We start from the raw sequence: 15,919 nt of genomic DNA, 5'->3' as shown, positions 1-15,919 counted from the left end.
TGACACAGGAATTTAGGGACGCACCTATGTTTTCACAGCGCCAAGCCATCAACCTGCCCTACGAATTGCCACCGCAATTAATCGTAGTGATCGACACCGAAGAAGAATTTGACTGGAGCGCCGAGCCAAACGCCCAGGCAAACCAGGTGTCGGCCATGGCGCATATTGACCGGGTACAGAGTATTTTTAACGAATACGGCATTTGCCCGTGTTACGTCATCGACTACCCGGTAGCCAGCCAACCCCACGGTTACGGGCTGTTGAAGCAGTTTGCCTCAGACGGCCAGTGCGAAATCGGCGCTCATTTACACCCCTGGGTCAACCCGCCGCAAACCGAAGTGGTCAACCTCACCAACAGCTACCCGGGCAACCTGCCGGCGGATCTGGAACGCCAAAAGCTCAAAATTCTTCAGCAAACCATCTCTGACAACTTCGGCACCAAACCCACCACCTACAAAGCCGGGCGTTACGGCTTTGGGCCAAACACCACCGGCATACTTCAGGAACTGGGTTTCAATATCGATTTGTCGGTGTGTCCGCCTCTGGATTCCCGGGCAGACGGCGGCCCGGATTACCGGCGTTTTAACGCCCACCCGTTCTGGTTTGGGGGCGACAGCGGCGAACGTATCCTGGAAATCCCCTGCAGCGGCGGATTTATAGGCTGGGCCAACGCTCTTGCCATTCCGCTCTACGAATCTGCGCTGGCGCTGAAAAAATTCAGAGCCCCCGGCATTCTGTCGCGCCTGGGCGCGGTTGACCGGTTAATGCTGTCACCAGAGGGCTTCGCCCCGGCAGAACACATAAAACTCACCCGTGCCCTGTATAAACAGGGTGTGCGCACCTTTACCTGGAGCTTTCACAGCCCCAGCGTTGTGCCCGGGCACACCTCTTACGTTCAGAGCGAGGCGCAGTTGCGCTTATTTCTGGACAGTTTTCGGCAGTATTTTGATTTTTTCTTCAATGAATTAGGCGGCCAGGCGTCATCACCGGCCCGCATTCAAACGCTTATGGAGAGAATGGCATGAAGGTGCTTGGCATATCACCCCTGGACAAAGACTCAACGGTATCCATCGTTGAAGACGGCAACATCCTGTTTGCCGCCGGCGAAGAACGGTTTACCCGGGTTAAACAGCAATCCGGATTTCCGCGCCTGGCTCTGGAAAAAGCCCTTGCCTACACTGGCTTGTCCATGTCGGATTTTGACCAGGTGTGCTATCCGTTTCTGACCGCAGAAAACGAGCAGAAACTGTTTTCCAAAAACTTGGAAGACGAAAAAGAATTTATAAAGTCGTTTGAACCCACAGACCTGGGCCCACAAATCAGAGAAGCGCTCGGCCGCGTACCAGACCGCAGCGAAGCCATTCACGGGCTAACCCACCCCAACGCCATGATGGAAAAGAGCTTTTTATACAACTCGTATTACTCCATGACCGGTGCCACAAAAATAGCATCCAACACCATGGCGCTAAAAGCCTCGCGGCAGTGGGGCGAAAACGCAAAAGAGTCCTTCCAGCACTGGCAGAAAGAACTGACCGATGGCCTGGCCTCGGTAGGCTGGAGTGGCCCCATCAAACGCATGGACCACCACCTGTCCCACGCTGCTAACAGCTTTCTGTGCAGCGGTTTTGATCGTGCCCTGTGCGTTACCCTGGATGGCTACGGCACCGGCCTGGCCGGTTCCATCAGCGAAGGCCGCGACGGCAAAATCCATCGTTTGCACGGTCTGCCATTCCCGAATTCTTTGGGCACCCTGTACGAACACGTAACCTCCAGTCTGGGTTTCAAGCCCAGCCGCCACGAAGGCAAAATCGTCGGTTTGGCCTCCTACGGCGATCCGTCCATCCTAGGCGACATACTGCTGTCCCGCATTCAGCAGACGCCGGGTGATTTCCGTATTTATGAAGCCAATAACGTGTTCTTCTCCCGTTACCTGGCGTCCAAGTTTCCAAAAATAGACGTGGCAGCGGCTTATCAGTACGTTCTGGAAAAAGTGGCCACCGATTACATCCGCCATTGGGTCAAAAAAACCGGTATCGATACCATTGTGCTGTCCGGTGGCGTTACCGCCAACGTGAAGTTGAACCAGCGCATTTTTGAAATCGAAGGCGTGAACCACATCTTCGTCTACCCCAACATGGGCGACGGTGGCTGCGGCACCGGCGCGGCGATGTATCACAGCTGGCCGGGCGGGGCAAAGCCATCCATTGATAACAGTTATATGGGGCCGGATTACTCCGAATCCGAAATCGAAACAGCGCTGAAAGCCGAAGGTCTAACGTATCAGCGCCCAGAACACCTGGCGAAAGACGTGGCCGAACTGATCCACAACGGCAACGTAGTGGCCCGTTTTGACGGCCGCATGGAATACGGCCCCCGTGCCCTTGGCAACCGTACCATCATGTACCACGCCCGGGAGCCCGAAGTGAACCAATGGCTGAATAAGCGCCTGGGCCGCACAGAATTCATGCCGTTCGCACCGGTTACCTTGTACGAGGCCCGCGAGAAGTGCTATCACAACATCAAAGGCGCCGAACACGCCGCCGAATTCATGACCATCACTTTTGACTGCACCGAGTTCATGAAAGAAAACTGCCCGGCCGCCGTGCACGTCGACAACACCGCCAGGCCCCAGCTGATTCAGCGCCACGTGAACCCGGGCTACTACGACATTCTCAAAGAATATGAAAAAATCAGCGGCATCCCCAGCCTGATCAACACCAGCTTTAACATGCACGAAGAGCCCATCGTAAGCTCGCCGGAAGACGGCGTTCGTGCGTTTCTGCAGGGAGCACTGGATTATTTGGCCATCGGGCCATTCCTGGTGAAACACCCGAATCCGCAGCATTAAGTGGTGTCAGGAAGCAATGCCATGGCAAAGGCCACCTTATCAGTGACATTGCAGCCAGCCTCTGCGTACGCAGGCTTGAAGGCTGACTGGCAAGATCTGGAAAACCGCGCCGACCCCACGGTGTTTTTGTCGTGGCAGTGGCTGGGGCACTGGTTGGCAACTTACCAGCCCGCTGCGCTGGTGATAAAAGTGAGCGAAGGCGAACGAATTATCGGCCTGGGGCTTCTGGTTGAAACCATCGAGCGCCGTCATGGTGTATTAAAAAGCCGCTGCCTGCGCTTACATCAGACCGGGCAGCGCGTGCAGGACCAGATCTGGATTGAATACAACGGCTTCCTATCTGAAAAAGGGCAGGAAGACCGAGTGGCTGCGGCATCCCTAAAACACGTTTGTGAAGCGCTGCCGGAATGGGATGAGTTTATTGTTGGCGCTATCGACAGCAAAGACGCCGACCGCTATGCCCAGTTAACAGGGCTGCACAAGCACGTCCGTTGGGAAGCGCCCTGTTATGGCGTAGATCTGGACGCACTGCGGCGCGGCGGCGTGCATTACCTCGACACGCTGTCACGTAACACCCGGTATCAGATAAACCGTTGCGAGCGCCGATACCAGAAGCGGGGGCAGGTGCAGTTGCAGCGGCCGGATTCCGTGCAGGGCGCCCTGGCATTGTTTGATCGCATCGGCCCGCGGCATCTGCAACGTTGGGGCACGGGTGCCGACCAGAGTGGCTTCGCTAACCCGGAGTTCGTGCATTTTCATCGCGAGCTAATTCGAACCCAATGGTCAGAGGGCGGAGTAGACCTGGTATCACTGATGGCCGGAGATCAGGAAATCGCGAGCTTCTACAACCTTTTGCACAAAGGCGTTATTTATTTCTACCTCGGCGGCATGGAAACGGAAGCCGATAACCGGCTGAAACCGGGGCTTCTGGGCCACGCTTTGTGCATTGAAGACTATCGCCACCACGGGTTTCACTATTACGATTTTATGGGGGGAGACGAACGTTACAAGGCCAACCTCGGCCAGCTGCACCGGCAGCTCACCCAGGTATCACTGCAACGTGGCCGCTTCAAACTGAAACTGGAAGACGCCGCCCGGCGTACCAAACAGCTTTGGCTGAAGGAAACAGCCCCCAATGAACGCTGAGCTTCAGGTACGTGCGGCACGGCTGTCGGCTTTCCCGTTGAAAGACTACAACGATTACATAGCCGGCCAACCAAACGCCACGCCCTATCACGCCAGCGCCTGGTTAACGGCGGTTGAAAAAGCCTACGGCCACGTTGCCTGGGTGGTAACGGCCCATCAAAACGGCAAGCTTTGCGGAGCCTTGCCGCTGGTGGAAGTAAAACGGCCGTTCCGCGCCAGCACTCTGGTGTCGCTGCCATTTTGCGATCTTGGTGGGCTACTGGCTGACAGCCCGGATATAGCCGCCGAAATTCGATTCGCCGCGCAGAATCTCGCCGCCAGTCTCGGCGGTGCCGCTCTGGAGATTCGCGAAGGTGGGCCAGAACTGCTGCCGGAAGAATGCACCGACCTTACCGGCGACACCAAAGTGCGAATGCTGTGCGAATTGCCCGCTTGTAGTGAAACCCTTTTCAAAAGCTACAAACCCAAACTGCGCAGCCAAATCCGCAAAGCCGAGAAAAATGGCCTGACCGCAGAGGTACGCCAAGGAAGCGAAGCCATCGCATTATTTTATGCGGTGTTTTCACGTAACATGCTGCGCCTGGGGTCACCGGTACACAGCCTTAACTGGTTCAAAGAGCTGGGTAGGGCATACGGCGACAAAATGCTGGTAGGCCTGGTGTTCAAAGGTGAACAGCCGGTAGGTGCTGGCATTGTGCTGGTGCAAGGCAAACAGGCATGCATTCCCTGGGCTTCAACGCTTGAAGAGTACAATCGGCTGGCGCCGAATATGCTGCTGTACTGGACCCTGCTGGCGAAAGTGAATGATATGGGTTGCACCCAATTTGATTTTGGCCGCTCCACTTTGGGAGAGGGGACATTTCGTTTTAAAAAACAGTGGGGTGCAAAGCCGTATAAACTTATATGGGCTGAGTACCTCAATGGCGAGCAAAAGAGAGTCAGTATGGATCTAAGTGGCACTGGCGCAGCGAGCGTATCTCGGCTGCGGCCCCTTATCGAAAATATCTGGCGGAGGTTGCCGCTGGCAATGACAAACTGGCTAGGCCCCAAACTTAGGCGTTACATTACCTTATGACGTTCGTTCTGCTGTTTACACTGCTTTGTCTAGCGGTCCCCGTGTACGTGTACTTCGGGTACCCGGCCTTACTGTGGCTGCTAACCCGTGGCCTGCCGGATATCACTCACCGTCGCGGCGAGCACAAGCCTTCCGTTGCCCTGGTTATCTCCTGCTACAACGAAGAAGGTGTGATCCGCGAGAAACTGCAAAACGCTCTGGAGCTGGATTACCCAGAGGAGCTGCTAAAGATCATAGTAGTATCAGATGGCTCAGACGATGGAACCGATGAAGCGGTAAAGGAGTTTAAGGACAAACGCATTCAGCTCATCCGCCAAGAAGGCCGATTAGGTAAAACCATGGGCATCAACCTGGCCATGGAACATATTGAAGCCGACATAACTGTATTCAGCGACGCCAACGCCATGTATGCCACCGATGCTATCAGTAAGCTGGTGCGCAACTTCGCAGATTTGGACGTGGGCTATGCCGTAGGCGCAGCTCTCTATACCGATGGCAACCAAGGCGCCAGCGCCCGCAACGAAAACCTCTACTGGCGCTATGAACTGGCCATCAAAGCCATGGAATCTCGCCTGCATTCCGTAGTGGGCGGAGACGGCGCCATCTACGCCATTCGCACCAAGCTATGGGAACCATTGCAGCAGCAAGACATCAATGATTTTGTGAACCCCCTGCAGATCATCGCCAAAGGCTACCGGGGTGTGTTCGATGCAGACGCCCGCTGCTTTGAAGAAACCGCCGGTGATTTCGACCGGGAAGTGGCCCGTAAAGAACGCATCGTAAACCGCAGCATTCGCGGCCTGATGCGGGTAGGGCAGGTAATGAACCCCGCGAAAAGCGGTGTGTTCGCCTTTGAGGTTATCTCCCACAAGCTGTTGCGTTGGCTGATTCCTTTGTTTTTGCTCGTTGGAGTGGCAGGCAGCGTTATTCTGGCCTTTGCGGGTTTCGGGCTGTTTCAGCTGATAACTGCAGGGACATTCGTAATACTGGCGCTCACGCTCGCAGGGCACTTATCGGCTAACCGAAACCAACTGCCCGCCTGGGTTGCCACCCCTTATTATTTTGTAATGGTGAACGGCTATGCCGTAAAGGGCATTAGCAAGGCAGTTCAGGGGCGAACTCAGGTAACGTGGAATAGTGCACGAAACACCGAAAAAGGAAATTCCGGAGTGTCAGACCAGTGAGTAAGCTACGAGTACTTCAGTTCATTACCCCAGCGGGTTTCTATGGGGCAGAGCGCTGGGTTCTTGCCATGGCCAACAACATCAACCATGACGACGTTATTTGTGATCTCGCGGTTACCCGGGAATCTCCAGATCAAGACCTGTCAGTGGCCGAATATTATCCTCGCGATCACGGCCAGCAGGTTCACTACCTGGATATGCACGGCCGTTTCGATTTCCGGGTGGTTGGCAAGCTGTGCAAAGTCATACGCGAAAATCAGATTGACGTTATTCATACCCACGGATACAAATCCGACATATTAGGGCTTCTCGCGGCTAAGCGCGCGGGCATTGCCTGTGTGAGCACCCCTCACGGTTTCTCGGGCGATGTTGGCTTCAAGCTTGCGACATTTATCCGCATTGGCACTCACATGCTTCGCTACTTTGACCAGGTCGTTCCTCTTTCCGAGGAGCTGATGGAAGATATGAAGCGGTTCAAAGTGCCCGAGTCTAAAACGTCCTTCATTCGGAACGGCGTTGATCTCACGGAAATTGACGCAGCGCTGGCAAACCTGCCTGAAGATAAAGGCCCAAATACAGACTCCCGAATCATCGGCTTTATTGGCCAGATGATTCCCCGGAAAGGTATCCCAGACCTTATCGAGGTTTTTGATCAGCTCTATCAACAGGAGCCAGACCTGCGTTTGCAACTGCTCGGTGATGGCAGCCAAAGGCAGGAACTGGAACGCCAAGCCAAAACATTGAGCAGTGTGAATGCTGTTGAGTTTTTGGGTTTTCGCAGCGACCGGCTGGCGCTGCTCTCAAAGTTCAGCTTGTTTGTCATGACCTCCTCACTGGAAGGCATTCCCCGATGCATGATGGAAGCCATGGCAGTCGGTGTTCCGGTGGTTGCCTATGATATTCCCGGTGTCGATCAGCTTGTAGAACATGGCAAAACGGGGCTGCTGGCACCGTTTGGTGACAAGGCCGCGCTAGCGGCCTGCTGCAAACAAGTTCTCGGTGACACTGAGTTGGCGGCCATCCTAAGCCGCAATGCCCGGGAAATGGTCAATGTGCGCTATTCAGCCGCCCGCATGGCGAACGAGTATGAGGATCTGTTCCGAAAGCTGACCGGCAAAGCCAAAGAAACACCATCGCATCAAACGGATGCCAACTAATGTGTGGACTGGCTGGTTTTCTGCGTACTGCTTCAACCCCTGATCGGGATGCTCATAAGGGTTGGCTTGAGAACATGGGGCAGGCAATCATTCACCGTGGGCCAGATGCCGGCTCAACGTGGCTGGATGATGCAGTCGGGCTTGTACACCGCAGGCTGAGTATTCTTGATCTCAGTGATGCAGGCACCCAGCCCATGGTGTCTGCCTCTGGGCGCTACGTTGTTGCCTATAACGGCGAGATTTACAACTTTCAGGAATTGCGTGACGAGCTCATCAGCCAAGGCCACAGCTTTCGCACAAGAACCGATACAGAAGTTCTGCTTGCCCTCTACGAGATACATGGCCCGAAGTGTCTCCAACTGCTGAATGGCATGTTTGCCCTGGCCATTTGGGATCGCAAAGCCCAGAAGCTTTTTTTGGCACGGGATCGCCTTGGTAAAAAGCCACTGTATTTTTACGAAGCTGACGGCCAGTTTGCCTTTGCCTCAGAGTTAAAGGCCCTAACACCGGCACCCTTCGTGAAAACCGAGTTGCGCTACGATGCAATCAAAGACTTCTTTTTCTACCAATACATACCGGATCCGAAAACCATCTACAAAAACGTCCACAAACTGGCCCCTGGCCACTGGCTAATGACAGATGGAATTAGCACACACCAGGAACAGTATTGGGATGTGTCTTTCGGGGCTCCCTCAAGCGCCAGCTTAGGCGAACTGGAAGATGGTCTATTCAATCTGATTGACGACGCCGTTCGCCTACGTATGGTCAGTGATGTGCCCCTTGGAGCATTCCTGAGCGGCGGAATTGATTCGAGCGCAGTGGTTGGGCTAATGGCCGGCCACACCAATAAGCCGGTGACAACCTGCGCTATCGGGTTTGATTCCAAACGATTTGATGAAGTGCACTGGGCCAAAAAAGTCGCCGAGCAGTTCAAAACAGATCACCACGAGTTCACCGTAAAAGACAATGTTGCGGAGAGCCTTAGCAGCATTGCGCGCTTCTTTGACGAGCCCTTTGCGGATCCTTCGTTCGTTCCCACGTACTTCGTATCACAACTAGCCCGCCAAAAAGTTACTGTGGCACTGGCTGGCGACGGCGGTGATGAGAACTTTGCAGGCTATAGCAAATACTACACAGACCACGTTGAAAACCGGCTACGAGGTATGTTCCCCACCGCACTTCGCCACAACCTGTTCCCCGGGCTCGCCCGCCTGGCAGGAATGGTAAACAGTGGCCCAACGCGGAAAGCTAAATCTCTCCTAGGAACACTGGCTCTGGATCCGGACGAGGCGTTTTTCGTCACTAACAGCTTCTTCCGAAGAGATGTCTGGAATAGTCTCGTGAAGGGCGAGCTAAAACGGGAAACCCAAGATTACGATCCTGCGGATATTACCCGTGCCCATTACAGGAATGCTGACACGGACGATCATCTTTCCAGCATTCTCTATACAGACATAAAAACCTATCTTCCGGGGGACATTCTGGTAAAGGTAGACCGCATGAGTATGGCAAACTCGCTGGAAACCAGGGCTCCGCTTCTTGATTACCGGGTGGTGGAGTATGCCGCGCAGATACCCGCTGCACTAAAACTCCACGGCAAAGAAAAGAAGTATATTCTAAAAAAAGCGTTTGAACGCATGTTGCCGGAAGACATTCTATACCGAAAGAAAATGGGGTTTTCGGTTCCTTTGGCCCAATGGCTGCGCCAAGAGCTGAAGCCTATTGTTGAACAACTTTTGTTGTCTCCAAATAGTGGCGTTGCAAATTTATTTGAACCTGCCGGTATCCGTAACCTCTGGCAAAGGCATCTGGCAGGGGATGACCAGTTCACTCAGGAACTTTGGTCTCTACTGGCCTTTGAACTCTGGTGGCAGCAGTACCAGGTGGGCGCATGATGGGCGATAGGAATATGGCAACAGAGAGCCCATCTCAAAAGCCCCTGAGGGTTCTGCACGTTACCTTCAATATGGGGATCGGCGGCACAGAGCAGGTTATACGGCAACTTGTTCAGGGCATGATCCCTGAAGGTGTTGAGTCTGAAATTCTCTGTATTGACGGCCAGATAGGGCCTATTGGAGAAACGCTTCAGCAGTCAGGTGTCCCGGTTCATAAATTGACGCGAAAGCAAGGATTTGACTGGTCGTTAGTTGCTGGAATTCGAAAGCGTTTGAGGGAAGGGCGATTTGATGTTGTGCATTGCCATCAGTACACACCTTGGCTTTATGGATGGTTGGCAGCACTAGGAACAGGAGCCAGGGTTGTTTTTACTGAACATGGCCGCTTTTACCCGGACAGGCACCGTTATAAAGCAATGCTCATTAACCCTCTAATAGCCCTGCTCACATCGGCAGTTGTCGCAATTTCAAGCGCGACCAAAGATGCTCTCGTGAGGTACGAGTTCATACCGAGAAAAAAAATTCAGGTCATTTACAATGGAATTTCTCCGCTGAATCGGAACGCTTTGGAAACCCAAAAGGTGAGAGATAGGTTGGGAATCCCGCAAGATGCTTTCGTAGTTGGCACGGTTTCCCGTCTTGATCCCGTTAAAAATCAAAGCATGATGCTCCGAGCTTTTAAAGAGTTTTTCGAGCACTGCCCGGGAAGTTATCTATTAATGGTTGGGGATGGCCCCGACAAAGAGAAGCTGATTAGATTATCTGCAGATCTTGGAATAAGTGAACGTACAATATTTACCGGCTTTATCAATAACCCGGTCAACGAATTATCCGCAATTGACGTTTTTCTATTATCTTCTTTGACTGAAGGGACATCGATGACACTGCTGGAAGCGATGAGCCTTGGGATTCCTTCAGTTGTAACAGACGTTGGAGGGAATCCAGAAATAGTTAATCATAACGTGACTGGGCTTGTTACTAAGTCTAATGAGAAGTCAGAATTTGCATCTGCTATAACAGAAATATACAAGTGTCGGAATAAACGAAAAGAAATCTCTATCGCAGCCCTTGAACAATTTCACGATAAATTCACACGAAAAAAATTCGTATCTGACTATTTGTCAATATATCATTCTGTGAGGAAGCATCACTGATGCTGCCCATAAAGAGAGCGGTAATATATTCGTTACTAACACGATATTTTTTGGTGGCGACGGGTCTTGTGTCAAGCCTCGTGTTCGCGCAGCTTTTAACCTCTGAAGAGATCGGGCCATTTCAACTGATAACCGCTGGGACTTTAGTAGTACTGGCGCTCACGCTTGCAGGACACCTATACGATAACCGAAACCAACTACCAATCTGGATTGCTACGCATTATTACTTCGTGGTTGTTAACGGCTATGCCGTTCGAGGCATTGTAAAGACGCTTCAAGGGCGGGTCCGCGTAACGTGGAATGGTGCCCGGCCTGGCCAGGAGCAACGTTAATGTCGAAGTTTGCGCTTTTGTTTTTAATGGTTTTTTTCGGAGGGGTGTTTTTTTCGCTTTTTATAAACGGGTCGGCTGCTTTTATCCTCTATCAGCTTGTCTATTTTCTAAATCCGGATAATCGATGGTGGTCTGCACAAATTCCAGGAATTAGCTATTCGTTTATTGCATCTCTATTAATGTTATTTGCGTTATTCGTTAAATATCGATTTTATACGGAACGTTCCCCTTGGCGCGACCAACCAGTGTTTAAGTGGATAATATTGCTGCTCCTTATGTACTACCTAATGTATGTTTTCGCGCTCAGTCCAACGATGCATCACATTTTTACGTTCAACTTTACAAAGCTAATTGTCATAGTTTTTGTTGCGTATAAACTCCTTTACTCGGAAAGGGTTCTGAATGCTGCGCTCTGGGCATATATTTTGGGCGCTACATACATCGGTTATCTTGCCACGATAACCGGGCGAAATGAATTTTCCCGTGTAGAAGGTATCGGGCTGGTTGATGCTCCCGACGCTAATGATACCGCCGCAGCGATTGTGCCTGCTGTTGTTTTTTTGATGTATTTTGCTTGGCTCGGAAACAAAAAAGTCAAAATTCTTTGTGTGGTTTGTGGTGCTTTTTTAGCTAACGGTCTAGTTCTGATTAATAGCAGAGGTTCCTTTCTTGGTGTTGTTGGCGGGGCTGGCATATTTTTGCTCTATATGCTTTTTTCAACTTATCAAAGGAAGGGGCAGCGTGGGATGGCTGTTATGATCATCGTCTTGGGGATGTCGGGCGGTTTATATGTAGCCGATGAGCAGTTCTGGTCAAGAATGCAAACTCTTGAAAACTTAGACGACCAGGAGACGAGTGGCTCAAGCCGTGTCAATTTTTGGCTAGCAACGTTCGACATGTTGGAAGAGCATCCCATGGGAATGGGTGTGCATGGCTACAATGTACTCTCTACGCAATTTTTGACCAAAGAACAGGTTGGGCCGAAAGGAAACCGAAGTGTTCATTCACTCTGGTTTCAGGGCTTATCCGAGGTTGGCTGGATCGGTATTGGGATTTTCTTTTGTTTGCTCATTTCGCTTTTTCGCATTTCACAAAAAGCCAAAGCATGGGTTTTGCGAAATGGAAGTAGTGAATCCTATTTCAAATTGGTTGCCCTTGAATGTGCGCTTTTGAGCTATCTGATTCCGGCGACGTTTATCAATCGATTTCGGGCGGAAATTCTTTACTGGATAATTCTTTTGTTAATGGTGGGCATAAACGTCTATTTTTTGCAAAGGCGTAGTGGTGGTGAGGGAAGTCAGATCGAAAAGACCTCTGAGTTGGCAAAGTCTGATATTAAGGAGCGCAGTACCCGATGGAGCCAATGAGAATAATGCAATTTATTACTCCCGCAGGTTTTTATGAGTCCGCGGGCTGGGTGCTGTCTCAAGGCTTACTCCAATTGAAAACTAGGAACTCATGTTGCGAGCCTTTGTACGATTCCGGGAAATCAACTATGACACGATGCTTCTTTCCTCACACAAAGAGGGCACGTCGATGACTTTACTGGAGGTCATGAACTTGGGAAATCAGGTTATCGAAACCAATGTTAGAGGTAACCCCAAAATAGTGGAGCATGAACGGACCGGGTTGCTCGCAAGCCCCGGTTCTGTCGTTGATTTCCTCTCGGCGAAGGATAGTTCCTGATGGGATTGGCATCAAAGCTGATTAAAAGCTCTGGAACGTTGGTTGCGATCAAGTTTCTGCAAAGATCTCTGGGACTAATCAGTACGCTGATACTGGCTCGGCTTCTGACCCCGGAAAGCTTCGGTATTGTTGCCATTGCTGCTCTAGTAATCTATTTCTCTGAAGTCATCTCCAACACCGGAATACAACAGTATCTCGTCCAGACTGAATTCCTGGATGATGGTGTTGTGAATAGTGCATGGACGTTGAACCTGATCATAAAATTCAGCATTTGCCTTATCTTGTATGGGTCGCTACCGGTTCTGGCGCTATTTTATGAAAACCCAGTAGTTATTCAGGCCATTTCTGTATTGATTCCCGTTATTGGTATTCGTGCACTGATGAATCCCGAGCTACACGTGAAAAGACGGAATCTCGATTATAAGGATATCTTCAAGCTCGAAGTATTTTCGAAAATTGGTTCTTTTACCGTTGTTGTAGTAATCGCTCTCGCCTACAAGACGTTTTGGGCAATTATCATAGGGGACATTGTGTCAGCGGCCCTCATGCTTCTGCTCTCATATCGATACTGTGCGCATCGCCCAAGACTATCCTTGAAAAATGTCGGAAAACAGTGGATGTTTTCTCGCTGGATGATGGCACGAGGTTGTTTTGGCTACCTTCGTGCCCAGGTTGATACCTTGCTCATTTCCCAATTTTTCAGTCTGGCGCAACTTGGCCGGTTCAATATCGCGCGAGAATTCACAATCATGCCTGCCAATGAAGTTATACGACCGGCTGTTGAGCCACTGCTGGCGACCTTCTCGAGCGTGCGACAGAACCCTGAAGAGCTCGACAACCAGTTTTCTCTGTCAGTGTTGGTGGTTTCACTTCTTATTGCACCAGTGGTGGCATTTCTATTTTTTGCCAATGAGACGTTTGTGCTGGTGCTGCTGGGGGAAAAATGGCGAGAAACTGCGCCTTTGATACAGGCGATGACACCGTTACTAGCAGCATTTACTTTGAGCGGTCTAATTAACTCTATATTTATAGCTTTTGAAAAGGTAAAGCAAATATTTTATTTCGACGCATCAATTTTTATTATAATCGTAACGGTATTATATATGTTGAAAGATGGAGGATTAATTGAGTTCGTTTGGGTGAGAAGTCTGCTTGCGCTCGGATTCAATGTTTTTCTGCTCTACTTTGCAACGAAGTTATCTAGTTCCACCTTTATTAAGACGTTTGCATACTTTCTATTGCCATATGTCGTAAGCATGACCATCGGGTTTTCGTTGTCTGAAGCCTGGCCCCCCTTGGGTTTATGGGATCTTGCTATTTTTGGAATCGTTCTTGCCTTAGTCTGTTATTTTTTGATGTACCTTGCACTTTCTGTATTGGCTCGTATTGATAGCACCGCTTGCAGGGCTAAATCCTATGTTGATCAAGGTATCAGTATGGTACTGGCTTGGATCAGAAATCGAACCCATAAAACGTTGGACAAAATGGATTTATGAAAATCGCTATCGTCAGGACTGATTGCAGTTCTCAAGATATTACATCCTATAATTCTCAAGAGCTGGGGTTGGCGCTAGGGTTGGCCAAACTCGGGAATACCGTCGATATTTTTCTGGGCTCCAAAGAACGCTCGGGTTCAAGCGTGATAAGTGATCGCGATCCTGGAGTCCGCATCCGATATGTCGGGTTTTGCACCATTCCGATTTTTGATGAGCCTTGTTATAACCAATTCCTGAAGCCAATTTTCAAAGAAGAAAATTATGATCTGGTACAGATAAACGAAGAAGGGAATTTCTCTTCCTATCTTATTACCAGGTTGTGTGTGTCGCTGGGCCTCCCTTTTGTGATTTATCAGGGGATGTATAAAATCTTGTCGGGGCGCAAATGGCACCTCTACGAGAGTATCCATGACCGTTTTCTTCGCCCGTCCATGAAAAGAGGGGCACTAACCGCATTTTGCAAAACAACAGTATCCAAGAGGTTTCTGGAGACAAGGGGCTACCCCAGATGCACGGTTCTTCCTGTTGGCCTAAATTTTGACGTGTTCGATGGCTGTATCGAAACAGATTGGCGGGCTGAGCTGGGGATAGGCGATACAGAAAGGGTTATCCTTTACGTTGGAGCTTTGGAAAACAGGCGTAATCCGGAATTTCTTGTGCGCTTGGCGGAGAGGGCGCCCGAAGGGTATGTTTTTGTTATTGTCGGTGATGGCCCGGAGCGTGTGGCAGTTGAGCGTGCAAGTGTCGACTGTGGACTGAAAAATATATATATATTGGGAAAACTTCCCCAGACGGAGCTTCCTTCGATATATCGCCAGAGCGACGTATTCGTTTTGCCAAGCAATTACGAAATCTACGGAATGGTTGTAATTGAAGCTCTATTTTTTGGGGTCCCGGTAGTATCGACGCCGACGGCGGGCCCCGCTGATATTTTAACCGAATACCGCTTGGGTACTGTGATTCAGGACTTGAATCCGGACGACTGGCTGGATTCGATTGTCGGGTACTGTGAGCAGGGAAACGCTGAGTCCGATCGCTCATGGCGAGCCGAGAAGGCATTGCAGCAGTTTGATTGGGCAGCAATTGCTTGCAGGTACGCCAGTGAAGTAGATGCTGCTCTTCAGGAAGTCCCGAGGCCATAACGCTTGGTGCTTATTAAACGGAAATCTGTGCATATGGAATTATCGTTCGCGACTTTTAGAAATAGATGGATCAAAATCTCAAACTCGATTTTGAATAAGACGCCTGTAGCACATCATGGTATTCAGCGTTCGGGGACAAACTATCTGAACCTTTGCCTGCGTTCGCTGGGTGTGGTGCCCGTCAACAGCTTTGATCCTGCTCGGGGCGCAGCTTCTCATAAACATTGCCGCTGGCAGTCGGCAAAGAAGTCAATAATGCCATGGGATTCTCGGTACCAAAACGACTATCAGGTGGCTGAACTGGAACAGCTCGATTCGCTAGCTAATTACCCCCCCAACTGTCGGCACCTGGTGATTCAGAAAGATTTGGCCTCCTGGCTTCCTTCAATACTAAATTGGGGGTTAAGGGTTGGGTGGCTGCGCAGTAAAGAGGAGGCCATTAAACAAGCTGCAACGCTCGCTAAGGCAGATTACGAAGCCTATTATGACTTCTGGCATGCTCAAGCAAATAAATATCCGGGCAGAGTGGTTGTGATTCAATTCGAATCCATAATTGAAGATCCACGATCGCTCGTGGAAATATGTAGAAAAATGGGCGTAGGGGTTCAAAATTCCGATAGCTTTGATGGCAAGTTTAAGGAGGTACCTCAGTCTCCATCGGGACGTCAGGCTGTTGTCACCAGATTGGATGTTGAACATATGCTGAATTGAGGATAGCCCCCAGCTGTTGGTACTTCCTGAGAGTCGGGGTAATCAACAGAAACTGGACATAATGGCTTGATGTCTATTTTGAGTCCCAGCTAA

13 protein-coding genes are annotated in these 15,919 nt (G+C 50.6%); all 13 read left to right on the top strand.

Annotation, left to right across the window (positions count from 1 at the left end; genetic code table 11):
- Positions 1 to 26 precede the first annotated feature (26 nt).
- Entirely contained in the window at positions 27 to 1,025 is a 999-nt protein-coding gene (locus tag MELB17_RS14990; RefSeq protein ID WP_007351135.1) for a polysaccharide deacetylase family protein, read from the top strand.
- Positions 1,022 to 2,848: a carbamoyltransferase gene (locus tag MELB17_RS14985; RefSeq protein ID WP_007351134.1), complete on the top strand. Its 1,827-nt coding sequence runs from the start codon at positions 1,022 to 1,024 to the stop codon at positions 2,846 to 2,848. The genes MELB17_RS14990 and MELB17_RS14985 overlap by 4 nt, the downstream gene beginning before the upstream one ends.
- A gap of 21 nt (positions 2,849 to 2,869) precedes the next feature.
- Positions 2,870 to 3,994 carry a GNAT family N-acetyltransferase gene (locus MELB17_RS14980; RefSeq protein ID WP_007351133.1) on the top strand — a complete coding sequence of 375 codons (1,125 nt, stop codon included), beginning with the start codon at positions 2,870 to 2,872 and terminating at the stop codon, positions 3,992 to 3,994.
- Positions 3,984 to 5,069, top strand: coding sequence for a FemAB family XrtA/PEP-CTERM system-associated protein (locus tag MELB17_RS14975; protein ID WP_007351132.1), 1,086 nt, complete (start codon positions 3,984 to 3,986; stop codon positions 5,067 to 5,069). Before MELB17_RS14980 ends, MELB17_RS14975 begins: the two co-directional genes overlap by 11 nt.
- Positions 5,066 to 6,253, top strand: coding sequence for a glycosyltransferase family 2 protein (locus tag MELB17_RS14970; protein WP_007351131.1), 1,188 nt, complete (start codon positions 5,066 to 5,068; stop codon positions 6,251 to 6,253). Before MELB17_RS14975 ends, MELB17_RS14970 begins: the two co-directional genes overlap by 4 nt.
- Entirely contained in the window at positions 6,250 to 7,410 is a 1,161-nt protein-coding gene (locus tag MELB17_RS14965) for a glycosyltransferase family 4 protein (RefSeq protein ID WP_007351130.1), read from the top strand. Before MELB17_RS14970 ends, MELB17_RS14965 begins: the two co-directional genes overlap by 4 nt.
- Positions 7,410 to 9,305: an asparagine synthase (glutamine-hydrolyzing) gene (gene asnB, locus MELB17_RS14960; RefSeq protein ID WP_007351129.1), complete on the top strand. Its 1,896-nt coding sequence runs from the start codon at positions 7,410 to 7,412 to the stop codon at positions 9,303 to 9,305. The genes MELB17_RS14965 and asnB overlap by 1 nt, the downstream gene beginning before the upstream one ends.
- Entirely contained in the window at positions 9,302 to 10,459 is a 1,158-nt protein-coding gene (locus MELB17_RS14955) for a glycosyltransferase family 4 protein (RefSeq protein WP_227498926.1), read from the top strand. Before asnB ends, MELB17_RS14955 begins: the two co-directional genes overlap by 4 nt.
- A 331-nt stretch (positions 10,460 to 10,790) precedes the next feature.
- On the top strand, positions 10,791 to 12,158 hold the full coding sequence (locus MELB17_RS14945) for an O-antigen ligase family protein (protein ID WP_007351126.1): 1,368 nt from the start codon (positions 10,791 to 10,793) through the stop codon (positions 12,156 to 12,158).
- 91 nt (positions 12,159 to 12,249) lie between these two features.
- Positions 12,250 to 12,477, top strand: a complete 228-nt coding sequence (locus tag MELB17_RS14940) for a glycosyltransferase (protein WP_036184966.1) — start codon at positions 12,250 to 12,252, stop codon at positions 12,475 to 12,477.
- On the top strand, positions 12,477 to 13,973 hold the full coding sequence (locus MELB17_RS14935; protein ID WP_007351124.1) for an oligosaccharide flippase family protein: 1,497 nt from the start codon (positions 12,477 to 12,479) through the stop codon (positions 13,971 to 13,973). Before MELB17_RS14940 ends, MELB17_RS14935 begins: the two co-directional genes overlap by 1 nt.
- On the top strand, positions 13,970 to 15,115 hold the full coding sequence (locus tag MELB17_RS23290) for a glycosyltransferase family 4 protein (protein WP_007351123.1): 1,146 nt from the start codon (positions 13,970 to 13,972) through the stop codon (positions 15,113 to 15,115). Before MELB17_RS14935 ends, MELB17_RS23290 begins: the two co-directional genes overlap by 4 nt.
- Before the next feature lie 33 nt (positions 15,116 to 15,148).
- Complete coding sequence (locus tag MELB17_RS14925) at positions 15,149 to 15,826, top strand: hypothetical protein (protein WP_157133316.1); 678 nt, start codon at positions 15,149 to 15,151, stop codon at positions 15,824 to 15,826.
- Positions 15,827 to 15,919 lie beyond the last annotated feature (93 nt).

It is taken from the genome of Marinobacter sp. ELB17 (genome assembly GCF_000169375.1).
Classification (GTDB): Bacteria; Pseudomonadota; Gammaproteobacteria; order Pseudomonadales; family Oleiphilaceae; genus Marinobacter.
Note: the sequence above shows the minus strand (reverse complement) of the source record. Positions and strands in the feature narration are given on the sequence as shown.